The sequence below is a fragment of the Roseateles hydrophilus genome (assembly GCF_026712245.1).
Classification (GTDB): domain Bacteria; phylum Pseudomonadota; class Gammaproteobacteria; order Burkholderiales; family Burkholderiaceae_C; genus Pelomonas; species Pelomonas hydrophilus.
The window spans coordinates 932,694-954,549 of sequence record NZ_JAPPUY010000002.1 but is presented as its reverse complement, the minus strand read 5'-3'; the positions used below and the strand labels follow the sequence as shown (position 1 = coordinate 954,549).

Here is a 21,856-nt window from a genome sequence, read left to right as displayed (position 1 = left end):
TGTCGGCAATGACGTGGCGATGCCTGTTGGCAATGACGTTGGCGCTTCCCCTGGCCGCAGGGGCAGCCGGCCCCGTGCTGCTGGCCGGCGAGGACGACTGGGCGCCCTACAGCGCGGCCGAGAGCGCCAGCAGCCCGCAGGAGGTGCCACCCAAGGGCTTCAGCGTCACGCTGATCCGCGCCGCACTCGCCACCCAGGGCCTCACGCCGCAGTTCGTCACCGTGCCCTTCGCGCGCTGCATGCGCATGGCCAAGGCGGCCCAGGTGGCCGGCTGCTTCAACGCCACCATCACCGACGACAACCGCGACGACTACCTCTGGCACCAGCCGCCCATGTTCGAGGAGGAGCTGTCCATCTTCGGCCGGGCGGGCGAGGCAGGCCCGGAGTTGCGGCTCTCCGACCTGCGCGGCAAGCGCGTGGCCATCACCAACGGCTACACCTACCCCACCGAGTTCATGCGCGACCCGCGCATCCAGCGCTTCACGGCCACCTCGGACACCAACCTGCTGCGCATGCTGCTCACCGGCCGCGTGGACTACATCCTGCTGAACCGCACGCCGGGCTGGATGCGCATCGACGCCAGCCCCGAGTTCCGCGGCAAGGTGGTGCGACGCGGCATCGTCAGCGCCGACGCGTTCTGGATCGCCTTCGCCAAGACGCACCCGGACGGCCCCGCGCTGGCGCAGGCCTTCGGGCGCGGCCTGGCGCAGATGCGACGCGACGGCAGCTACGCCCGGCTGCTGGACGACTTCCGCCGCCAGGTGGGCTACCGCTAGCGCGGGTCGATCACCTGGACCACCAGGCCGATCAAGAACACCCCCACCAGGAAGCGCAGCCACGAGGGCTTGTGCTGCTTCAGCGACAGCGCCACCCAGGCCAGGCCCAGGATGAGGAACCACAGGCTGCGGTGACTGATGGACATCAACAGCATGGCCAGCAGCTGCGCGCCATAGCGCCCCCACGGCACGGGCGGCGGCGTGCCAAGACTCGTGCCGATGGGCTCGGCCGTGGGTGCCGTGGCCTGCCCGGCACGTGGCGGCGCCGCTGAGCGCTCCTGGCGCGGCGGCTGGCGTGCCGCGCGTTCGGCATTAATGCGCTGCTGGCGCGCCGCCTTCAGCTGGCCTGCCGTCAGCGCCAGCTGCGGCTCGGGCGGCGGCGCCACCTGCCACCAGTCGCCCTGCCGGCGCGCCGGGGCCAGGCCTTGCGCGGCCTGGGCACGGAAGGCGTCGGGGCGCCGCGCGGCCGCTGCGCCCGGCAGTGCCAGCGCCCGCTGCAACAGCGCCTGCCCCTGCTGGGTGTTGACCATGTGCACGAAGCGCGCGTAGCCCACCAGCGTGTCGCGCGTGGCCGGCGCGCCCTGCCAGGTGGCGGCCTGCAGGCCTTGCTGGCCCGCACGGTGCAGCGCGGCGCGCAGGCGGCGGCGCTCGTCGCGCGACACCGAGGGCTGGTGGTTGACGACCACGCCCGTCACCTCCTGGCGCGACCCCCGGCGCATGACGCGCTGCTTGTCGGGGTGCGGCGTGAAGCCCTCGTCGCGCAGCACGTGGTGCACCTGGCGCAGCAGCTTGCCGACGCGCTGCGCGGCCTCGCCCGCGGCGGAGAACGTCAGGTCGTCCGCATAGCGTGTGTACGCAAAGCCCAGCTTGGCGGCCAGGCCCTGCAGCCGGCGGTCCAGCTTGCGGCACAGGATGTTGGTGAGCATGGGGCTGGTGGGCGCGCCCTGCGGCAGCACGCGCTCACGGCCCTTGCCGCCGACGAAGAAGAGCTCGCCATCCACGGTCAGCTCGTCGCAGGCGTTCTCGCTGCACAGCAGCGCCAGCAGGCTGGCCACCGCCTCGCCATAGCCCAGGCCGCGGAAAACGCCCTTGATGCGCGGCTGGTGCACGCTGGGGAAGAAGTCTTTCAGGTCGAGGTTGATCACCACGTCCTGCCCGCAGTGCGGCCGCGCGTTGCTGACGATGCTGCGCCCCGGCAGGAAGCCGTGCGCCGCCGCGTGCACGGGCACCTTGGCGAGCAGGTTGTCCAGCACCCAGTACTGCGCACGCTTCAGGCGCGGCATGGGGGCGGAGATGGTGCGCACGCCGCCCGTCTTCTTGGGCAGGTGAAAGCGCCGGTAATGCGTGCCGCGCGCCACCTCGCGGTGGAAGCACAGGAACTTCAGCTCCGGCAGGCTCAGGCCCATGGCCTGGGCGAGTTCCAGCGGCGTGGTCAGCGCGGGCAGGCCGGCCGCCTGCAGCCGGGCCTTGGCGGCTTCGGGGTCGGTCTCGGCCCCCAGGCCGCCCGACACGCCCTCGCCCAGGTAGCCCGCCGTGGTCTGGCGCGTCGCGTGCCAGCGCAGCGCGCGCTCGTAGCGGCCGCGCTCGCGGGCCTGCGCGCGTGCCTCGCGCTGCTCGCGGGCCTGGGCCATGCGCTCGCGACGCATGGCCTGCAGCGCAGCCTGCGGATCGCCCTTGACCTGCAGTTCCTGCTGCAGCTGCTGCAAGGCCTGGTGCAGTTCGGCCTCGCGCTGCAGCAGCGCGGCCTCGATGGTGGGCTGGTCGGCATCGCGGGGCCAGTAGCCCAGGCGCTGCATCTCGGCAAGAACGACGGCGTCCTTGCTGCTGGCCGCGATGCGGGCGAGCAGCTCCGCGCGGGTGGGCATGCGCTCGGTCATGCAGCCTCCGCGCTCGAGGCAGAAAAGGTGAGTGCAGTGCGCTTCTCATCGAAGAGCCCGCAGGGCTTGAGGGGCGGGGTCTGTCCACTCGACGCCGGGCGCCACCCGTAGCGCCTGTGCGTTCGAAGCGAACCCCATCGGCACGGCGCTACGGGTGGCAGCCCGGCACAGTGAAGACGGACCCCGTGGTGCGTAGAACGGCAGTTCACAAGGGCGGCGAAACACCGCCCGGGTTGCAAGAGCCCACGCACTGCACTCGCCGGCAGTGTAGCCACGGAATTCCTCATCACTCCCCCTGGGTCCTCGCATCGTCCAGCTGCGGCTGGGCCACCTGGCGCAAGGCCAGCAGGTGCTGGCATGGGCCGCGGCGCAACTTGTTCTGGCTGTAGAAGTTGCAGCCGCAGTGGCCGTCCTGCAGCTGCTCGTCGGCATTCAACGTCAGGCGCGGCGTGTAGCTGCGCTCGCCGGCCTTCACCGTGCCCTCGATGAGCAGGCGCCCGCCCTCACGGCGGATGCCGCCCAGGCGCACGCCGCGCGCGTGCACCAGCGCCAGCGCCTGTGACTCCTCAGGGCTGGCAAAGCGCAGCGTGTTCAGCGGCAGCGGCTCGCGCGACAGCTCACGCCACGCGTAGCGGCCCGTGGGCAGGTCGAAGATCGCGCGACCGGCCTGCACCCAGGCCGTCATGGCCGCATCCACATCGGCCTGCGGCAGGCCGGTGCGTGCGGCCAGCTCGGCCGGTGTGGCCAGCCAGGTCGACTGCAGGGCCCCGGCCACCGCCAGCTGGCTGGCCTCGCTGACCTCGTGCCGCGCCTGCAGCAGGTCGAAGCGCCCGGCGGCCGACCAGTCGTTGGCCGTCCAGCCCGACAGCCCCAGCGTGACGGTCACACCGCCCATCTCCACGACCCAGAAGCTGGGCATGCCCGAGCCCAGCAAGTGCACGCGCACCCGGGTGGCCAGCGGGATCAGCCGCTCCAGCGTCAACAGCCGGCGGCGCCCCCACAGCCGCACCGCACGCGGCGCGGCCAGCGGCGCGCCGACGATGGCGCTGCGTCGTGCGGTCAGCGTGAGGTTCCACGGCTCCAGCACCAGGCGCGCCGGCTGGCCCGGCACCAGCTCGAAGCGCAGCGAGCGCGGCCCGGCGCGCTCCTTGCGCTGGCGCAGCAGGCTGCACAGGTTGTGCAGGTCCATCGGGTGCAGCTCCAGCACGGTGGCCGGCAGCGTCATTGCGCTCGAGACCTGCAGGAAGCCGCGCACCCAGCTGTCAGGCAGGTCGATCTTTTCCTCCACGAAAGCCGGGTCGTCGCCGGTGGCGACGGTGAAGCCCGTCGGGTCCACGGCGAACTGCGTGGCCTTGTAGTCGCGGACCTTCTGGAACTCCTCGTACAGGCTGGCCGAGTAGTCGATGTTGGTGGTGCCGCAGGCCATGTCACCCACGCGCTCGAACAGCTCGTGAGAGAGGCTGACGGCGCAGTAGCTGGACTCATCCTGGCTGAAGGCCTCGAACAGCAGGCGCTCGGGGTGCACGGTGATGACCGGGTCGAGCACGAACCAGGTGTCGCGGTGGGCCTGGTAGAGCCAGTCGAAGTAGCGCTGGCGCGCCTTGTAGAACGGCGCCAGCAGCGACGCCTTCTTCTCGCGCAGCTGGGCCAGCTCGGCAGTGGCTGCCGCCGCGCGCGCCTTCAGCGTCTGCGCCTGGGCCATGAAGCGGGCCAGCAGCTCGCCCTCGTGGGCCTGCAGCCAGGCCTGGTAGGCCGCCGGGTTGCGGCCGCGCGGGCGCTGGTCGCTCACCACCACCGCATGCAGCGCCGACAGCGCCTCGCGGAACACCAGGTGCGCGTGCGCGTCGCGGCGCAGCTGGCCCTGGAAGTGGGTGGGCGGGCGCAGCGTGTCGGGCGCCAGCCGGAAGGCCTGCGCCGTGGCGCTGTCGTCCACCGTGCTGGCACCGTAGTACTGGTAGCGGAATTGCATGACTCAGGCGGCGCTGTTCCAGGCCAGGAAGGGCAGCGGCAGCTGCGGATGGCGGCGCGCGATGTCGCGCAGGCCGGCGATGTACTGGGGCTTGTCGGTGAGGCTGGCCGTGACGACCTGGCGCGCAAAGATCTCGGCCACCACCTCCGCCGTCTCGGGCGCCGCCACCTGTGCGCGCAGGAACTCGGTCACGCGCGTCTTGGCCACGCGGCCGCGGTGCACCTGGCTGAGCACGGTCAGCAGATAGGGCGTCAGCGCGCGCAGCTGGCGGGCCAGCGCGGCGGGGTCGTCGGTGGGCAGCGCCAGCAGCCACTGCGTGACGAACAGCTGCACCGCCGGGCTGGGATGCTGGCTCAGCCGCGTGAGGCACAGCGCCGCGTCGGCTGCGCTCATGCGGCGCACCAGGCGGCTGCGGCCCAGCGCCTGCACCCAGGGCTGGGGATGGTCCACCCAGGCGATCAGCAGCTCCACATTCAGCGACGTATCGGCCAGCCGCTCGCCAAACAGCGTGCGGGTGTAGGCCTGGGCGTCGTCGAAGGCGGTGTCGGCCAGCGGCAGCAGCTCGGCCACCTGCTCCGGCGTGGGCTGCGTCGGCAGGCAGGTGTCCAGCCCCTGCATGGCCCAGCGACGCACCGCGGCGTCGGCATGCCGCGCCAGCGTGGCGAGCTGGCGCAGGCTGTAGTCGGCCGGCGCCAGGCCGGGCAGCGCCCAGGCGCCGTAGCGCTGCGCGCCGGCGCTGCGGGCCTGCAGCGCGCGCCAGACGCCGGACGGGTCGCGCGCGGGCGCCACCGCTTGCAGGTGCTGGCTCAGCCAGCGCAGCAGGTCGTCATGCAGACCCTCGCCCGCTTCAGCCTGGAACAGCGCGGCATGCAGGCGGTCGGCCAGCGTGCGGGCCAGCGCCTCGTCGCGCGCGGCCAGGCGCAGCAGCGCCGGGGCAACGGCGGCGCGCACGCTGGCAGCCGGCTGCAGGGCCAGCTCGACGAGCAGGGCCACCTGGCCGGCCAGCTGCGCGTCCGGCAGGCCCGCCAGCAGGCGGGCGCCACAGGCGCGCAAGGCCTCCTCGGGCGCGGCCAGCAGCCGCGTCAGCGTGGCTGGCGGCAGCACCACCAGGCCGGCCGGGTGCAGCAGAAGCCAGTCCACCGCCAGCGCGACGACCTCGGCCGACGGATGCGCCAGCAGCGGCAGCAACTCACCCAGGCCCTGCCAGCCAGCCGCGGCCGCCGCCAGCGGCCCCTGCAGCAACTGGGCGGCCAGCGCTGCGCCGGCCGCTACGCCCGGCGCCTGCGCATCGGCCGCCAGCAGCGCGGCGAGCAGCTCGCGCAGCAGCGGCTCGGCCGGTGCCAGCTGGGCCATGCCGCGCGCCTGGGCGCGCACACGCCCGTCGGCGGCCAGCAACAGGGCCACGACCAGCGCCACCTGCGTCGCGAACGCAGCCGGGTCGGCGGCGAGTTGCAGCAAGGCATGGTCGCGGGCCGGCGCATGGGCACTGGTGGCCAGCAGCGCCAGCCACGGCGCCTGGGCAGCCACATCGGCCAGCGCCGCAAGGCGCTCGCGGGCAGCGCCGAAACCCACACCGGCCGCCGTCTCGTAGTCGCTGCGCAGCAGCGCGCCCAGCACCTCGGCCGGCTGCTGCTGCAGGAAGGCTGCATGGTCCTGCAGCGCGCGGGCCACCACGGCCTGCACCAGCGAGCTGCGGCTGCGCAGCGCCAGCGTCAGCAGGGCTTCGGGGTGGGCATCCCACAGCGGCTGCAGCGCCTCGGGGCGCTGAGCAAAGGGGCGCGAGGTGTCCAGCGGCAGACGCGTCCACCAGCGCATGGCGCGGCGGCTCGTGCACAGGCCGGGCCAGTGGGCCAGCAGCAGGCGGGGCACCAGCAGCCAGCTGGCGCCGCGGTGATGCAGGCGCGTCGCGCGCTGGTAGCGGCCGTCCACCACCTCCCAGCGCTGCTCCTCGCGCGGCGCGGGCTGCTCGTCATCCACCAGCCCCAGCAGCAGGGCCACGGCCAGGGTGGGCGCGTACGGATGCTGCACGGCCGCCAGCCGGCGCAGCTGGCGCCAGGCGCGCAGGCGCAGGTAGTCGCGGGTGCGGGCGCCAAACGCCACCGCCGGGGCACGGGCGCCACCGGTGGCGCGCTGCAACCAGCCCCCCGTGGCGGGCGACACATAACGCCGAGGCGCTGCGGCACCGAGGGCTGGCGTGGTGTTCTCGAAGCGGGCATGCAGCAGCCCCAGCAGGTCGGCATCGCGCCGCAGCTCGGCCGCCTTGTACAGGTAGCGCAGCCCCTGGAAGTACGGCGCCTGCAACGGCAGGGCCGCCAGCAGCCGCAGCAGCGCCGCACGCGCTGCGGGCTCGGCCCAGGCGATGTCGTACCAGTCGGTCAGCAGCGCCGGCCAGGCGGCGCCGCGCAGCGGCAGCGCGGTCTCGATGCGCGCCTGCAGTGCCTCGGCTGGCAGCTCGCTGCACAGCTCGTCGCGCCAGCCAGGCAGCAGCGTGGCAACCTCAGCCTCACGCTGGGCCGGCGTCAGCAGCATCAGCCAGGCCTGGCGGGCCATGCGGCAGCAGGCCGGGCTGCGGCCGCGCTGCGCGAGCTGGCGCATGGCCTCGGCCGCGCCGGCATCGCCCAGCCGGCCGATGGCCGCGGCCAGGCACAGGTCCAGCAGGTCATCGCCACTGCCCAGCAAGTCCACCAGGCGCGGCACCAGGCCGCGCAAGGCCTGTTGCGTGGGGCTGGCGCCATGCGCATCGGCGGCACTGAGTTCAGCCACCCGCCAGGCGGCGCGGGCACGCCGTGCTGGCGACTCCAGCTTCCAGCGCGCCGGCTGGAAGCGCGCCACCAGGGCCGCCACGGCGGGCTGCACCGCGGCGGCAACGGGCGCGGGCGCGAGCGGCACGATGCGCGGGCCGACGGCGTCCTGAGCCAGTTCGGGGAAGCCGTCCTGCGACACCAGCCGGTCGCCGGCCCCAAGCCGGCGGCGCAGCCAGTCCAGCGCGAGTCGCCGCGCCTCGGGCAGTTCGCAGGGCATGGCCGTGAGCGCCGACTCGCGCACGCCATCGCGCACCGTCACGACATGGCGGGCCGCACCGGCGAGGTCCAGCGCCACCACCTCGACCGTGCAGTGCTGCGCCGACGGGCACGAGCGCGCCAGCGTCGCACGAGCCAACTTCTGCATCCAGAGCCTCCCTGCTCAGAGCGTGAACATGACATGCACCCGCCCACCCGGGCCCAGCGCGGGCCGCATGGTAGGGCCAGCCAGCTCAGCCGGCGGGGAGCAATCTCACCAGTTCGGCCGCTGCCGCGATCTCGCGCGCCACCAGCGCGTCGGCCTGCCCGCTGCGGTGCATCAACTCCATCGCCGCGTTGAAGGACGGCAGCAAGGCCGCCGCACCGTCCAGGCCGCGCAGCACCGCCAGGTGGATGGGTGTGGCGCCCAGCGGCGCACTGCCGGCCAGCACCCGGCCTTCATAGGCCGGCAGCTGCTGCAGCATGCGGCCGCCCAGCTCCGTGGCCACGGCGTAGTCGATGCGGCCGCGCAGCAGCTTGGCGAAGTTGTTGACGTCGGCGGCCACCTCCTCGCACTGGAACAGCCCCTGGCGGCGCGCGTTGTCAAAGGCCTCGCCGTAGGACCAGCCACGGATCACGCCCACATGCTTGCCGGCCAGGCTGTCCAGCCCCCTGAAGGGCGCGCCGGTGCCATACACCGCCAGCCGCTCGACAAAGTAGGGCTGGCTGAACAACCAGCGCTGCTCGCGCTCAGGCGTGCGGATGACGGCGCCGGCCAGCACATGGCCCGCGTCGGTCTCGCTGATCAGCCGCTTGAAGGGCACGGCCTGCAGCTCGCACGGCCGGCCCATCTGCGCGAACGCCGCGCCCACCAGGGCCGGGTAGATGCCATGAGCCGGCGCGGGCGCGCCCGAGCGGTACATGGTGGGCAGGCTGCCCTCATCAAAACCGATGGCAGCCGGCAGCGGACGCAAGGCCTGGGCCCGCGCTCCACCGGCACAGGCGATACAGGCGGCGATGCAGTGTCGACGCTTCAATGCTTTCTCCCTAGAGCGGCCGCATCCTAGGGCGCGGCTGCTGCCGCGACAATCACGCGCATGCCAGCCACGCTCACCGGTCAGCTCGTCGTCGCGATCTCGTCGCGCGCCCTTTTCGATTTCGAAGCCGAGAACCGCGTCTTCGAGGCCGGGGACGACCGGGCCTACATGGCGCTGCAGCAGCGCCTGATGGAGGAGCCCGCGCCGCCCGGCGTGGCGTTCTCGCTGGTGAAGAAGCTGCTGGCCTTCAACACCGGCGGCACGCCGCGCGTGGAGGTGGTGGTGCTGTCGCGCAACGACCCGGTCTCGGGCATGCGCGTCTTCCGCTCGGCCAAGCACTACGGGCTGGCCATCGAGCGCGGCGTGTTCACGCGTGGCGCGTCACCGTGGCGTTATCTGCGGCCGCTGTCGGCCGAGCTGTTCCTGTCGGCCAACGAGGACGATGTGCGCCAGGCGCTGGCGGCCGGTGTGGCTGCAGCACGTGTGCTGCCCGATGCGGCCCGCGCCTCGGCCGCCCACCCGGGTGAGCTGCGCATCGCCTTCGACGGCGACGCCGTGCTGTTCTCCGACGAGGCCGAGCAGGTGTTCCAGCGCGACGGCCTGGCTGCCTTCCAGGCTCATGAGCGCCACCACGCCCACCGACCGCTGCCCGCCGGCCCGTTCAAGCCGCTGCTGCAGGCGCTGCACACGCTGCAGCAGGCGCCGGGCATGCGGGTGCGCACGGCGCTGGTGACGGCCCGCAGCGCGCCGGCCCACGAGCGCGCGCTGCGCACGCTGATGGACTGGCAGATCGAGGTGGACGAGGCCATGTTCCTCGGTGGCCTGGCCAAGGGGGAGTTCCTGCGCGAGTTCGAGCCGGACTTCTTCTTCGACGACCAGGCCGGCCATGTGCAGAGCGCCGCCGCCCACGTGCCAGCAGGCCAGGTGGCCATGGGCGTTGCGGGCGGGTGACGAATAGCCGGCGCACAGCGCCGGCCCACAATGCGGCCTCCTTGAGGAGACCCCCATGCCCCGTCTGCCCCTTGCCGCCCTCACCGCGGCCCTGTGCATGGCCGGCGCCACCAGCGCCTGGGCCAGCACCAACGGCTTCTATCGCCAGCCCGCGCTGAGCGGCGATCACGTCTACTTCGTCGCCGAGGGCGACCTGTGGCGCACCGGTGTCGCGGGCGGCGCGGCCCAGCGCCTGACCACCCACCCCGGCCTGGAGAGCCAGCCCGCTGTCTCGCCCGACGGCCGCTGGCTGGCCTTCAGCGGGCAGTACGACGGCGGCACCGAGGTCTACGTCATGCCCACGGCCGGCGGCGCACCGCGGCGGCTGACCTGGGAAGGCGGCGGTGTGAAGGTGTGGGGCTTCAGCGCCGCGGGCGAGGTGATCTACACCGGCCTGGCTGCCCACCCCGGCACGCAGTTGTATGCGCTGGACCCGCAGACCGGCCAACGCCGCCAGCTGCCCGTGGCCCAGGCCGCCGATGGCGCCCTCAGCGCCGACGGCCGCACGCTGTACTTCACGCGCAACGGCCAGACCCGCAACGACAACGCCCGCCAGTACCGCGGTGGCGACATCGCCCGCCTGTGGGCGCTGGACCTCAGCGGCAACGCCGAGGCCCGGCCCTTCATCGCCGAGGGCCACAACGACCGCCGCCCCCTGCCCTATCGCACGGCCACCGGCGAGGCCCGCGTGGCCTTCCTGTCGGACCGCGACGGCACGGTCAACCTGTGGTCGGCCAACGCGCAAGGCGGTGACCTGCGCCAGCACACCACGCACAAAGGCTGGGACATCCGCCACGCCTCCATCGCCGGCAGCCGCGTCGTCTACGCGCTGGGGGCCGACCTGCACACGCTGGACCTCGCCCAGGGCGGCGCACCGACCCGGCTCGCCGTCGCCCTCGGCGGCGACTTCGACCAGACCCGCGAGCGCTGGGTGCGCAAGCCACAGGACTTCCTGACCGACGTGGCCTTCGCGCCCAACGGCGAGCGCGTCGTGCTGGCCGCGCGCGGCCACCTGGCCACGCAGGGCGTGCAGCAGCTTCGACGCGCCGAGCTGCTGCAGCCCGCCGACGGCCGCTGCCGCAAGGCCGAGTTCAGCAGCGACAGCAAGCAGGTGTTCGCCACCTGCGACTTCAGCGGCGAAACCGAGATCTGGCGCTTTGCCGCCAACGGCACGGGCAAGCCCGAACAGATCACGCGCGGCAACCCGAACGGCGTCGTCACGCAGCGCGGTGACCTGCTGCCCTCGCCCGACGGCCGCTGGCTGGCCCACACCGACAAGGAAGGCCACGTCTGGCTGACCGACCTGAAGACGCTGGCCACGCGCGAGATCGCGCGCGGCCGCTTCAACGACGTGCCGACGCTGCAAGGCTTCAGCGCCGACGGCAAGGTGCTGGCCTGGACCGTGCCGCTGAACCACGACGACCGCAGCCAGCTGCAGCTGCACCAGATCGCCGAGAACCGCACCCACACGCTGACCAGCGACCGCTTCGACGTCAGCGGCGCCACGTTCAGCCCGGACGGCCAGTGGCTGTACTTCGCCTCGGCCCGCCACTTCGCGGTGACCGGCAATTCCAGCCCCTGGGGCGACCGCAACACCGGCCCGTTCTTCGGCTCGCGCAGCAAGCTCTTTGCGCTGGCGCTGCAGCCGGGCCTGCGCTCGCCGTTCGCCGCCAAGGACGAGCTGGAGGGCAGCACGGACAAGGCCACCGACAAGCCTGCCGAGAAACCCGCAGACAAGGCCGCACCTGAAAGCAAGGCCACCGACAAGAAGGCCGAGGACAAGAAGGACGACAAGAAGGCCAAGCCCGCCATCGTCTTCGACGGCCTGGCCGAGCGGCTGCATGAACTGCCGGTGCCGGCCGGCACCTACCGGGCCCTGAAGACGGACGGCAAGCGGCTGTGGTTCCTGGACACCGACCTGGAGCGCAAGACCCAGCTCAAGTCCATCGCCATCGACAACCAGGGCGCTGCCGCCGAGACGCTGGCCCCGGACGTGCGCGGCTACGACCTGAGCGCCGACGGCAAGAAGCTCATGCTGATGCGCAACCAGGGCCAGGGCGCGCCGGAGGTGCTGATCGTGGACGCCGCGCCCAAGCTGCCCACCGAGCTGGCCAAGCATCAGGTGCGCTGGAGTGACTGGCAGATCGCCACGCAGCCGCGCGCCGAATGGCGGCAGATGTTTGCCGACGCCTGGCGCCTGCAGCGCGACCACTTCTACGACAAGGGCATGCACGGCGTTGACTGGGCCGCCATGCGCACCAAGTACGAGCCGCTGGTGGACCGCGTGACCGACCGCCTGGAGCTGGCCGAGCTGATGGCCCAGATGGCCAGCGAGCTGGGCGCGCTGCACAGCCAGATCGGCGCGGGCGACACGCGTGAGGCTGGCGAGGTGCCAGGGCTTGCAGGCCTGGGCGGCCGCTTCTCCAAGGTGGCCGACGGCTGGCGCATCGACGCCATCTACGCCTACGACACCGAGCTGCCGTCCGACGCGCCGCCGCTGGCCGCACCGGGCCTGGCGCTCAAGGTGGGCGACGTCATCACTGCCGTGAACGGCCGCGCCACGGCTGAGGCACCGCACCTGCTGGAGCTGTTGCGCGGCCAGGCCGGCCGCCAGGTGCTGCTGGACGTGAAGCCGGCGGCGGGCGGCAAGCCGGTGCAGCGCATCGTCACGCCGGTGAACCAGATGCGCGAGAACCAGCTGCGCTACAACGACTGGCGCACCAGCCGCGCCCGGGCCGTAGCGCAGGCCAGCCAGGGCCGCATCGGCTATGTGCACCTGCGCGCCATGGGCGGCGCCGACATCGCCGACTTCGTGCGCGAGTTCTACGCCGCCGGTGACCGCGCCGGTCTCATCATCGACGTGCGCCACAACAACGGCGGCAGCATCGACAGCTGGATCCTGGAGAAGCTGCTGCGCCGCGCCTGGGCCTTCTGGCAGCCGCGCTCGCCGGGCGGCGCCGCGACCTATCCCAACATGCAGAACGTCTGGCGCGGCCACACGGTGGTGCTGATGAACGAGGCCACCTACTCCGACGGCGAGACCTTTGCCGAGGGCTTCAAGCGCCTGCAACTGGGCCCGGTCATCGGCCGCCAGAGCTCGGGCGCGGGCGTGTGGCTGTCCGACGGCAACCGGCTGCTGGACAACGGCATCATGCGCGCCGCCGAGTTCGGCCAGATCGCACCGGACGGCCGCTTCCTCATCGAGGGCATCGGCGTGAAACCCGACATCGACGTCGACAACCCGCCCCGCGCCACCTTCCTGGGCCAGGACGCACAGCTGGATGCCGCCATCGCCGAGCTCCAGCGCAAGATCGCCGAACAGCCCGTGCCGGTCGTGAAGCCCGGCCCCTACCCTCGGCCCGTGAAGCCGTGAACGCCACAGGGAGGCCGCGGCCTCCCTTTTTTGTTGGCGCTCAGAACTCGTCGGCCGTGTCTCGCGCGGTGGGCCAGGGCGCCTGCGGCGGGAACACCCATGCAGCCCCCTCGCGCTGGCCGCGCAGCACGCGCGCATGCTGGCCGCCGATGTGGCGGTCGTCGCAGGCGTGGAAGGCCGTCCAGGCCACGCGGTAGTGCAGCGCCACCTCATCGCCCGACAGCAGCACCTCGGTCACGGTGACCCCGGCCAGCTGCGCCAGGTCGTCGAACTCGACGACGCTCAGGTCCAGCGCCGCATCCAGCCGCCCGGCGCTCACCCACCCGGCCGCCAGTGCGCGCAGGTCAGCCGCCTCGGGCACGGCCAGGCGCACGGGCGCGCTCAAGGGCTCAGCCCAGCACGACGCGCGCGAACTTGCGCTTGCCCACCTGCAGCACGTGCTCGCCGGCATCGAGCTTGACGCCCTTGTCCGAGATCACCTCGCCACCGCGGCGCACGCCGCCCTGCTCCACCATGCGCAGGCCTTCGCTGGTGGACACCACCAGGCCGGCGGCCTTGAGCACCTGGGCGATGCCCAGCGGCGCACCGGTCAGCTCCACCGTCGGGATGTCGTCCGGGATGCCGCCCTTGGAACGGTTGATGAAGTCCTGCTCGGCCGCATCGGCCGCCGCGGCGCTGTGAAAGCGCGCGGTGATCTCCTTGGCCAGCGCGACCTTGGCGTCCTTGGGGTTGCGGCCAGCCGCGACCTCGGCCTTCAGCGCGGCGATCTCGGCGATGGACTTGAACGACAGCAGGTCGTACCACTTCCACATCTGCACGTCGCTGATCGACAGGATCTTGGCGAACATCGTGTTCGGCGCTTCGGTGATGCCGATGTAGTTGTTCTTGGACTTGGACATCTTCTCGACGCCGTCCAGGCCCTCCAGCAGCGGCATGGTCAGGATGCACTGCGGCTCCTGGCCGTACTCCTGCTGCAGGTGGCGCCCCATCAGCAGGTTGAACTTCTGGTCGGTGCCGCCCAGCTCCAGGTCGGCCTTCAGCGCGACCGAGTCATAGCCCTGCATCAGCGGGTACAGGAACTCGTGCACCGAGATCGGCGTGCCGGCGGCGAAGCGCTTGGTGAAGTCGTCGCGCTCCATCATGCGGGCCACCGTGTACTTGGCCGCCAGCTGGATCATGCCCACCGCGCCCAGCGGCTCGCACCACTCGGAGTTGTAGCGAATCTCGGTCTTGGCCGGGTCCAGCACCAGCTTGGCCTGGGCGTAGTAGGTCTCGGCGTTGGCCTGGATCTGCTCCTTGGTCAGCGGCGGGCGCGTGGCATTGCGGCCGGAGGGGTCGCCGATCAACGAGGTGAAGTCGCCGATCAGGAAGATGACCTGGTGGCCCAGGTCCTGCAGCTGGCGCATCTTGTTGAGCACCACGGTGTGGCCGACGTGGATGTCGGGCGCCGTCGGGTCCAGGCCCAGCTTGATGCGCAGCGGCACGCCGGTGGCGGCCGAGCGCGCCAGCTTGCGGGTCCACTCCGCCTCGGGCAGCAGCTCATCCACGCCGCGGCGCGTGATGGCCAGCGCCTCCAGGACGGCATCGGTGACGGGGAACTTGGCGTCGTCGGACATGGCGCAGCGCCGTTCGGCAGCACGCCGAACGAAATTGTTAAGTTGTTGATCCATCGGGGTAAACCGGCACCCCGTGTAGGCGGGAGCCGTTAGAATTCACCCTTCGAGCACGGGGTGTTGCTTCAACACAACCGTCATGGATTTTAAGGCCGCCACCAGCGGCCCTCGCGTGGAACCGGCCTGGCCGGGATTGCCCCAGCGACAACCCCGAGATTGCCCAGCGTGACCGCCTTCCAACAACGAGTCCGACAGCTGCAGACGGCGTTGCAAAGCGCCGAGACCTTCGCCGCCAAGCACCCCCGCGCCCTGACCGCCTCGGTGGTCGGCGCGCTCAGCTGCTTCGCCGTCACCGCCTTCGGCATCGCACCGCTGGCCCCGGACGCTACCGAGCTGCCGCGCCGCACGGTGGTCGAGACGATTGCCACCCCCGATATCGAAGCCCAGCTGGAAGCGCTGGCCACCCACGCCATCGGCCTGACCCGCGCCGAGGCCACCCGCTCCAGCGACACGCCTGACAGCCTGCTGCGCCGTGCCGGCGCCTTCGACACCGCCGCCGCTGCCTTCCTGCGCACCGACCCGCTGGCCCGCCGCGTGCTGCAAGGCCGTGCCGGCAAGATGGTGCACGTGACGGCCGATGCCTCCGGCCGGGTGCACCAGATCGTTGCCCGCTTCCCGGCCGAGAAGGCCGAACAGGCGGGCACGCATTTCACGCGGCTGACCATCGCGCGCGACGGCGAGCGCTTCACAGCCCGCACCGAGACTGCCCCGCTGCAGGCCCAGATCGCGCTGGGCAGCGGCAGCATCCGCACCTCGCTGTTCGCCGCGACGGACGACGCCAACATCCCGGACGCCATCGCCTCGCAGATGGCCGACATGTTCTCGGGCGACATCGACTTCCACCGCGAACTGCGCAAGGGCGACCGCTTCAGCCTGGTCTACGAAACGCTGACCGCCGACGGCGAGCCTGTGCAGTGGGACGGCGGCGCCGGCCGCCTGCTGGCCGCCGAGTTCACGAACAACGGCCGCACCTATTCGGCGGTCTATTTCAAGGACAGCGCCACCGGCCGCGGCAGCTTCTACGGCTTCGACGGCCAGAGCAAGCGCCGCGCCTTCCTGGCCAGCCCGATGGAGTTCTCGCGCGTCACCAGCGGCTTCGCGATGCGCTTTCACCCCATCCACAAGACCTGGCGCCAGCACAACGGCTTGGACTACGGCGCCCCCACCGGCACGGCCGTGCGCACCGTGGGTGACGGCGTCGTCGAGATGGCCGGTTGGCAGAACGGCTTCGGCAACGTGGTGCATGTGCGCCATGCCGGCGACCGCACCACCGTCTACGCCCACCTGAGCAAGATCGACGTCAAGAAAGGCCAGCGCATCGAGCAAGGCCAGCGCATCGGCGCCGTCGGCTCCACGGGCTGGGCCACCGGCCCGCACCTGCACTTCGAGTTCCGCGTTGGCGGCCGCCATGTCGATCCGCGCGTGATCGCCCGCGCCTCCGAAGCCGTCACGCTGCCCAACTACGCCAAGGCCCAGTTCCAGCAGGTCGTCGCCAGCGTGAAGACCCAGCTGAGCGTGGCCCAGACAGTGGATGGCATCTCTGCCGCCGACTGAAGGCCGCCTCGATGCGTCGGCGACGGGCCACCCCGAGCTGAGCACAACCGCCCCCGAGGAGGCCCGGACACCTTCCGCGCCTGAAGGTCAGTTGTTTGTCGGGCTGATGTCGGGCACCTCGCTCGACGGCGTGGATGCCGTGCTGTTCGACGGCCGGGCCGTGCGGGGACATGTCCACCGGGCCTTCCCGCACGCGCTGCGCGATGAACTGCTCGCCCTGAACAGCCCTGGCGACAACGAACTGCACCGCGCAGCCCTGGCCGCCAACGGCGTGGCCTGCAGTTACGCCGATGTCGTCGCCCAGTTGCTGGAGGCTACGGGCCATCGCCGCGAACAGATCACCGCACTCGGCGCCCACGGCCAGACCGTGCGCCACCGCCCCGACGGCCCGCTCGGCTACACCACGCAGTTGCTCAACGGCGCCCTGCTGGCCGAGCAGACCGGCATCGACGTCATCTGCGACCTGCGCAGCCGCGATGTGGCTGCCGGCGGCCAAGGCGCCCCGCTGGTGCCGGCCTTCCACCGCGCCTTCTTCGGCAGCAATCAGCAAGATGTTGCTGTGCTGAACCTGGGCGGCATCGCCAACCTCAGCCTGCTGTTTGCCGACGGGCACACCGGCGGCTTCGACACCGGCCCGGCCAACTGCCTGATGGATGGCTGGATCGCCCGCCACCGCGGCCTGGCCTTCGACGCCGACGGCGCCTGGGCCGCCAGCGGCCAGGTGCTGCCCGCCCTGCTGGAGCGCCTGCTGGCCGAGCCCTTCTTCGCCGCCACACCGCCCAAGAGCACCGGCCGCGACCTCTTCCACCTCGACTGGCTGGACGCACGGCTCCCGCCCGACGCCGCGCCGGCCGACGTGCAGGCCACGCTGCTGGAGCTGACGGCGCGCAGCATCGCCGAGGCCCTGGGCTCGCAAATGCCCTCTGCAGCCACGCTGATCACCTGCGGCGGCGGCGCGCGCAACGGGCGGCTGATGCAGCGCCTGGCGGACCTGCTGCCCAGCGTGACGCTCGAATCCAGCGCTGACCACGGTCTGCCGGTGGATCAGGTGGAGGCCGCCGCTTTCGCCTGGCTGGCGCAGTGCTTCCATGAAAAACGGCCGGGCAATCTGCCGGCCGTCACGGGAGCCGCCGGGCTGCGGCTCCTGGGTTGCCTGTACCCGGCCTGATCAGACCGGGACAAGCCGAACCTGCCTCCGCAGGTCGATCAAACAGAGAAGGACGAGCCGCAACCGCAGGTCGTCGTCGCGTTCGGGTTCTTGATGACGAACTGCGCGCCTTGCAGGTCTTCCTTGTAGTCGATCTCGGCGCCCATCAGGTACTGCAGGCTCATCGAGTCGATCAGCAGTGTCACGCCGTTCTTCTGCATCTGCGTGTCGTCATCGTTGACGGCCTCGTCGAACGTGAAGCCGTACTGGAAGCCGGAGCAGCCGCCGCCCTGCACGAACACACGCAGCTTCAGGTCCGGGTTGCCCTCTTCGGCGACCAGGTCGCGCACCTTGTCGGCGGCGCTGTCGGTGAAGACCAGGGGCACGGGGATGTCGGTGGGGGTGTCAAGCACGGCGCTCATGGCGGGCTCCTGTTGGAATCTGTCGGGAAACGTAGATGGGGATTGTCAGCGCAAAAACAAAAGGCCGCATGAAGCGGCCTTTTGAGTCGAAGCGTCGGATTAACGCTTGCTGAACTGCTTGCGGCGACGGGCGCCGTGCAGACCGACCTTCTTACGCTCGACTTCACGCGCGTCACGCGTGACGAAGCCGGCGCGGCTCAGTTCGGGCTTCAGGGCTGCGTCGTAGTCGATCAGCGCGCGGGTGATGCCCAGGCGCAGCGCGCCGGCCTGGCCGGACTCGCCGCCACCGTGCACGTTGACCTTGATGTCGAAGGCTTCACCGTTGTTCGTCAGCAGCAGGGGCTGCTTGGCGATCATGATGGACGTGCCACGGCCGAAGTAGCTCTCGATGGGCTTGCCGTTGACGACGATCTGGCCCGTGCCCTTCTTGATGAAGACGCGAGCGACCGACGACTTGCGACGGCCGGTACCGTAATTCCAGTTTCCGATCATGGCCGTTCCTTAGATTTCCAGAGCCTTGGGCTGCTGGGCGGTGTGCGGGTGCGTCGGGCCAGCGTAGACCTTCAGCTTCTTGACCATGGCGTAACCCAGCGGGCCCTTGGGCAGCATGCCCTTGACGGCCTTCTCCAGCGCGCGGCCGGGGTGCTTGGCTTGCATGTCCTTGAACTTCGTGGCGTAGATGCCGCCGGGGAAGCCCGAGTGACGGTAGTACACCTTGTCGGTGGCCTTGTTGCCGGTGACACGCAGCTTGTCGGCGTTGACGATGACGATGAAATCACCGGTGTCGACGTGAGGCGTGTAAATGGCCTTGTGCTTGCCGCGCAAACGGAGTGCCACTTCGCTGGCAACACGTCCGAGCACCTTGTCGGTGGCGTCAATCACAAACCACTCGTGCGTCACTTCGGCCGGCTTGGCGCTGAAGGTCTTCATGAGATTTGCTTTCGCTGTGCCGGCGGGTTGAACACGCCGGCGATGGATGGCTGAACTTCTTGTCACTCTCGGTGCTGTATCTGACGCACAGCCTCTCGAGCGGCTTCTTTCCCGCAGCCTTTTGACGGAAAAGCCGGCGAGTGTAGCAGGCAGCCCACTGGTTTGAAAAGGCCCGGCGCGCTACTCTATGCCCAGGAGCGCCAGGCCATGCCCCGCAAGCCCACCACAGCCCCCTCATCGGACGCCCCGGCCACCGGCTGGGACGAGGTCTTGTCGGCGTTCGGGCCCGACCCGCATCCAGCCCCCGCCGCCGCTGCACGCCCCGAGGAAGGCAGCGGCCCGCTGCTGGCGACTGCACGCGCCGCGCTGGAGCGGCTGTCGACCTGGGTGCCCATCCGCTCGCTGGCACGCCGCCACCGCCGCCGCATCATCGACCACCTGTTCGCACTCGATGCCCGCGACCGCTATCTGCGCTTCGGCTACGCCGCGTCCGACGAGCAGATCCGGCGCTACGCGCTGTCACTGGACTTTTCTCTCGATGAGGTGCTGGGCATCTTCAACCGCCGGCTGCGGCTGGTGGCCATGGCCCACCTGGCTTACGGCTTGCCCGCGCAGGGCGACCCGCCGCGCACCATGGCGGAGTTCGGCGTGTCGGTGCTGCCCGAATCGCGCGGCCGGGGCTTGGGGCGGCGGCTGTTCGAGACAGCGGCGCTGCACGCCCGCAATCGCGGCATCGACACGCTCTTCATCCACGCACTGAGCGAAAACCGCCCCATGCTGCACATCGCGACCGCAGCGGGTGCCGTCGTCGAGCGCGACGGCAGCGAGTCCGCCGCCTGGCTGCGCCTGCCGCCCGACTCCTTCGGCTCCCAGGTCGAGCAGGCCCTGGAGCGCCACCTGGGTGAGTTGGACTTCCAGTTCAAGCGCCAGGCCCGGGTGCTGAACGACTTCGTCGACAGCGTCGCCGAGGTCAAGTCGCACTTCGACGCCTCGGGCCGCGCGGCCAAGGAGTAGCCAGCGGCCCCTTGCCCTGGGGCCCCTCATGCCGGGGGAATCAGGAATAGCGAGCAATGAGCTGTCCCTTGATTACGCTACATTGAATTCCCGATACGCCGCGAGTCCGTCGGCGACACCGCCGAATTCCCGAGGGACATGCCGTACGCCATCTATTGGATCGCCGCGCTGGCTGTTTGCGTGCTGGGCCTGGCCATTTGCCTGGTCTGGGCGCTGCGGCGGCCGGCTTACGCCAACAAAGGCCTCCCTGGCGAGTGGTCACTCACGGCCCGGCCGGTGTTCACATCCGACGAGCGGCGCGTCTTCCGGCTGCTGCGTGAAGCCCTTCCACACCATGTCGTGCTGTCCAAGCTGCCGCTGGTGCGCTTCTGCCAGCCGACCGAGGCCAAGGAAGTGCGCTACTGGTTCGACCTGCTGGGTGCCTCGCATGTGACCTTTGCCGTCTGCAGCCCCAACGGGCGCGTGCTGGCCGCCATCGACCTGGAAGGCGAGCGGGGCGTCACGCCGCGCAGCCTGCAGATCAAGCATGCCGTGCTGTCCGCCTGCCGCGTGCGCTATTTGCGCTGCGCGATGGACCAGTTGCCCAGCGTCGCCGAGCTGCAGTTGCTGGTGCCGCAAGGCAGCAACCCGCGCGGCCCGCTGCCGGCGCCGGCTGCAACGCACAGCCTGCCGCGCCGTCGCGGTGGCGAGGACGAGTTCGGCAGCGACTGGGCGCCGTTCTCGCAGCCGCTGCCGCTGTGGCAGGACGCCCATGCCTTCGGCGGCCAGGAGCCAGGCTACGCCGAACCGCGCCAGCCGCGCATGCCCGCCCCGCCGCCGCGTGTCCAGCCGCCGATCGAACGCCGCGCGCCGCCGCGCCGCCTCGATACCACGCGCTACAACCCGCGCAGCCTGCCGGTGCTGGACGATGCCGACGAAGAAGCCATGATGGACGACATCGTGGGCGTCGTCGTCGACGCGCCGCGCTACGCGACCGAACGGCCCCGCCGCCGCTGAGCCAGCCCGACCGGCGACACTCGCCGGATGCACCACGCGACCCCTGACCTCAGCTTCGGCGACCTGACGCCGGGGTTCATGCTCGACGCCCTGGATGCCGCCGGCCTGCGTGCCGACGGCCGGATGCTGCAGCTCAACTCCTTCGAGAACCGCGTGCTGCAGGTCCACCTGGAGGACGACCGCCCCGGCCGCGGCGTGGGCGTCGCCAAGTTCTACCGGCCTGGCCGCTGGAGCGACGCGCAGATCCTGGAGGAGCACGCCTTCGCCGCCGAACTGGCTGCCGCCGAGGTGCCCGTGGCTGCGCCCTGGCTGCTGGACGGCGGCACCACGCTGTTCCATTACCAGGGCCAGCGCCTGGCCGTCACGCCGCGCCAGGGTGGGCGCGGGCCGGAGCTGGAAGACCCCGAGGTGCTGCGCTGGATAGGCCGGCTGCTGGCGCGGCTGCACGGTGTGGGGCGCGCCCGCCCCTTCGAGCACCGCCTGTCCTGGGCCAGTGCCGCGCCGGCCCAAGCGGCGCGTGACTGGCTGATGCACAACGACGCCATCCCGCCCGAGATCGCGCCCAACTGGGACGACGCCGCGCGTCGCTGCATCGACAGCATCCAGGCCGCCTTCGACAGCCTGCCCGACCTGGCGCTCACGCGCCTGCACGGCGACTGCCACCCGGGCAACATCCTGTGGACGCCGGATCGCGGGCCGCATTTCGTCGACCTGGACGATGCCGTCACCGGCCCGGTCGTGCAGGACTTGTGGATGCTGCTGCCGGGCGAGCCCGACGCCGCGCGCCAGCTGCTCAACGCCGTGCTGGACGGCTACGAGCAGATCGCCGAGTTCGACGACCGCGAGCTGCGTCTCATCGAGCCGCTGCGCACCATGCGCATGATCCACCACAGCGCCTGGCTGGCGCGCCGCTGGGGCGACCCGGCCTTCCCGCTGGCCTTCCCGTGGTTCGGCACGCCCAACTACTGGCTGGACCAGGTGGCCAAGCTGCGCGAGCAGCTGGAGGCCATGCGTCCCAAGGACGCACCGCCGGTGCTCGCCCGCGACGAAGACGAAGTGAACTTCGACGGCGACGGCTTCGCCTGAGCGCGCGCCGCCA

General features: G+C 71.4%; 17 protein-coding genes. 8 read left to right on the top strand and 9 right to left on the bottom strand.

The features are described from left to right. Positions 1-32 precede the first annotated feature (32 nt). Positions 33-776 (top strand): substrate-binding periplasmic protein, encoded by a 744-nt coding sequence (locus NYO99_RS11415; protein WP_268167300.1) that lies wholly within the window; start codon positions 33-35, stop codon positions 774-776. Here NYO99_RS11415 and NYO99_RS11410 read toward each other — a convergent pair. The 4 genes from NYO99_RS11410 to NYO99_RS11395 all read right to left on the bottom strand — a co-directional run bounded on the left by NYO99_RS11410 (position 773) and on the right by NYO99_RS11395 (position 8,658). Beyond that, positions 773-2,653, bottom strand: a complete 1,881-nt coding sequence (locus NYO99_RS11410) for a reverse transcriptase family protein (protein WP_268167299.1) — start codon at positions 2,651-2,653, stop codon at positions 773-775. The genes NYO99_RS11415 and NYO99_RS11410 overlap by 4 nt on opposite strands. A 286-nt stretch (positions 2,654-2,939) precedes the next feature. Next, positions 2,940-4,622, bottom strand: coding sequence for an SWIM zinc finger family protein (locus tag NYO99_RS11405; RefSeq protein ID WP_268167298.1), 1,683 nt, complete (start codon positions 4,620-4,622; stop codon positions 2,940-2,942). Positions 4,623-4,625: 3 nt separating this feature from the next. Then, complete coding sequence (locus NYO99_RS11400; RefSeq protein ID WP_268167297.1) at positions 4,626-7,790, bottom strand: hypothetical protein; 3,165 nt, start codon at positions 7,788-7,790, stop codon at positions 4,626-4,628. A gap of 85 nt (positions 7,791-7,875) precedes the next feature. Continuing rightward, complete coding sequence (locus tag NYO99_RS11395) at positions 7,876-8,658, bottom strand: substrate-binding periplasmic protein (RefSeq protein WP_268167296.1); 783 nt, start codon at positions 8,656-8,658, stop codon at positions 7,876-7,878. A gap of 60 nt (positions 8,659-8,718) precedes the next feature. Here NYO99_RS11395 and NYO99_RS11390 point away from each other — a divergent pair, with 60 nt between their 5' ends. Together NYO99_RS11390 and NYO99_RS11385 are read left to right on the top strand one after the other, a co-directional pair. Further along, positions 8,719-9,609, top strand: a complete 891-nt coding sequence (locus NYO99_RS11390; protein ID WP_268167295.1) for a 5'-nucleotidase — start codon at positions 8,719-8,721, stop codon at positions 9,607-9,609. Between the two features lie 55 nt (positions 9,610-9,664). Continuing rightward, positions 9,665-13,021, top strand: a complete 3,357-nt coding sequence (locus NYO99_RS11385) for a S41 family peptidase (RefSeq protein WP_268167294.1) — start codon at positions 9,665-9,667, stop codon at positions 13,019-13,021. A 40-nt stretch (positions 13,022-13,061) separates the two neighbouring features. Here NYO99_RS11385 and NYO99_RS11380 read toward each other — a convergent pair whose 3' ends face one another. Next, the gene (locus tag NYO99_RS11380; RefSeq protein WP_268167293.1) at positions 13,062-13,406 is read right to left on the bottom strand and encodes a hypothetical protein; all 345 of its coding nucleotides are present in this window, start codon (positions 13,404-13,406) and stop codon (positions 13,062-13,064) included. Positions 13,407-13,410: 4 nt separating this feature from the next. After that, on the bottom strand, positions 13,411-14,637 hold the full coding sequence (tyrS, locus tag NYO99_RS11375) for a tyrosine--tRNA ligase (protein ID WP_268167292.1): 1,227 nt from the start codon (positions 14,635-14,637) through the stop codon (positions 13,411-13,413). Between the two features lie 222 nt (positions 14,638-14,859). On the opposite strand from tyrS, the gene NYO99_RS11370 reads away from it, so the two are divergent. Next, the gene (locus NYO99_RS11370) at positions 14,860-16,248 is read left to right on the top strand and encodes a M23 family metallopeptidase (protein ID WP_268167291.1); all 1,389 of its coding nucleotides are present in this window, start codon (positions 14,860-14,862) and stop codon (positions 16,246-16,248) included. A 37-nt stretch (positions 16,249-16,285) separates the two neighbouring features. Continuing rightward, entirely contained in the window at positions 16,286-17,416 is a 1,131-nt protein-coding gene (locus NYO99_RS11365; RefSeq protein WP_422395495.1) for an anhydro-N-acetylmuramic acid kinase, read from the top strand. A gap of 38 nt (positions 17,417-17,454) precedes the next feature. On the opposite strand, the gene erpA is transcribed toward NYO99_RS11365, so the two are convergent. From erpA to rplM, 3 genes are all read right to left on the bottom strand, one after another. After that, a complete protein-coding gene (gene erpA, locus NYO99_RS11360) occupies positions 17,455-17,817 on the bottom strand; it encodes an iron-sulfur cluster insertion protein ErpA (protein ID WP_268167289.1) in 363 nt (120 codons plus the stop codon). A gap of 99 nt (positions 17,818-17,916) precedes the next feature. Further along, positions 17,917-18,309, bottom strand: coding sequence for a 30S ribosomal protein S9 (gene rpsI / locus NYO99_RS11355; protein WP_268167288.1), 393 nt, complete (start codon positions 18,307-18,309; stop codon positions 17,917-17,919). A gap of 9 nt (positions 18,310-18,318) precedes the next feature. After that, positions 18,319-18,747, bottom strand: a complete 429-nt coding sequence (rplM, locus tag NYO99_RS11350; RefSeq protein ID WP_088482271.1) for a 50S ribosomal protein L13 — start codon at positions 18,745-18,747, stop codon at positions 18,319-18,321. A gap of 207 nt (positions 18,748-18,954) precedes the next feature. Here rplM and NYO99_RS11345 point away from each other — a divergent pair, with 207 nt between their 5' ends. From NYO99_RS11345 to NYO99_RS11335, 3 genes are all read left to right on the top strand, one after another. After that, complete coding sequence (locus tag NYO99_RS11345) at positions 18,955-19,761, top strand: GNAT family N-acetyltransferase (protein ID WP_268167287.1); 807 nt, start codon at positions 18,955-18,957, stop codon at positions 19,759-19,761. A gap of 138 nt (positions 19,762-19,899) precedes the next feature. Further along, positions 19,900-20,757: a DUF2726 domain-containing protein gene (locus NYO99_RS11340; protein ID WP_268167286.1), complete on the top strand. Its 858-nt coding sequence runs from the start codon at positions 19,900-19,902 to the stop codon at positions 20,755-20,757. Positions 20,758-20,784: 27 nt separating this feature from the next. Further along, positions 20,785-21,843, top strand: a complete 1,059-nt coding sequence (locus NYO99_RS11335) for a serine/threonine protein kinase (protein WP_268167285.1) — start codon at positions 20,785-20,787, stop codon at positions 21,841-21,843. The last annotated feature ends 13 nt before the right edge of the window (positions 21,844-21,856 follow it).

What these genes read in the sequence shown, in the direction of transcription:
- NYO99_RS11415 (WP_268167300.1), top strand. Translation starts at nt 33, where the DNA reads ATGACGTTGGCGCTTCCCCTGGCCGCAGGGGCAGCCGGCCCCGTGCTG.
- NYO99_RS11410 (WP_268167299.1), bottom strand. Translation starts at nt 2,653, where the DNA reads ATGACCGAGCGCATGCCCACCCGCGCGGAGCTGCTCGCCCGCATCGCG.
- NYO99_RS11405 (WP_268167298.1), bottom strand. Translation starts at nt 4,622, where the DNA reads ATGCAATTCCGCTACCAGTACTACGGTGCCAGCACGGTGGACGACAGC.
- NYO99_RS11400 (WP_268167297.1), bottom strand. Translation starts at nt 7,790, where the DNA reads ATGCAGAAGTTGGCTCGTGCGACGCTGGCGCGCTCGTGCCCGTCGGCG.
- NYO99_RS11390 (WP_268167295.1), top strand. Translation starts at nt 8,719, where the DNA reads ATGCCAGCCACGCTCACCGGTCAGCTCGTCGTCGCGATCTCGTCGCGC.
- NYO99_RS11385 (WP_268167294.1), top strand. Translation starts at nt 9,665, where the DNA reads ATGCCCCGTCTGCCCCTTGCCGCCCTCACCGCGGCCCTGTGCATGGCC.
- tyrS (WP_268167292.1), bottom strand. Translation starts at nt 14,637, where the DNA reads ATGTCCGACGACGCCAAGTTCCCCGTCACCGATGCCGTCCTGGAGGCG.
- erpA (WP_268167289.1), bottom strand. Translation starts at nt 17,817, where the DNA reads ATGAGCGCCGTGCTTGACACCCCCACCGACATCCCCGTGCCCCTGGTC.
- rpsI (WP_268167288.1), bottom strand. Translation starts at nt 18,309, where the DNA reads ATGATCGGAAACTGGAATTACGGTACCGGCCGTCGCAAGTCGTCGGTC.
- rplM (WP_088482271.1), bottom strand. Translation starts at nt 18,747, where the DNA reads ATGAAGACCTTCAGCGCCAAGCCGGCCGAAGTGACGCACGAGTGGTTT.
- NYO99_RS11345 (WP_268167287.1), top strand. Translation starts at nt 18,955, where the DNA reads ATGCCCCGCAAGCCCACCACAGCCCCCTCATCGGACGCCCCGGCCACC.
- NYO99_RS11340 (WP_268167286.1), top strand. Translation starts at nt 19,900, where the DNA reads ATGCCGTACGCCATCTATTGGATCGCCGCGCTGGCTGTTTGCGTGCTG.
- NYO99_RS11335 (WP_268167285.1), top strand. Translation starts at nt 20,785, where the DNA reads ATGCACCACGCGACCCCTGACCTCAGCTTCGGCGACCTGACGCCGGGG.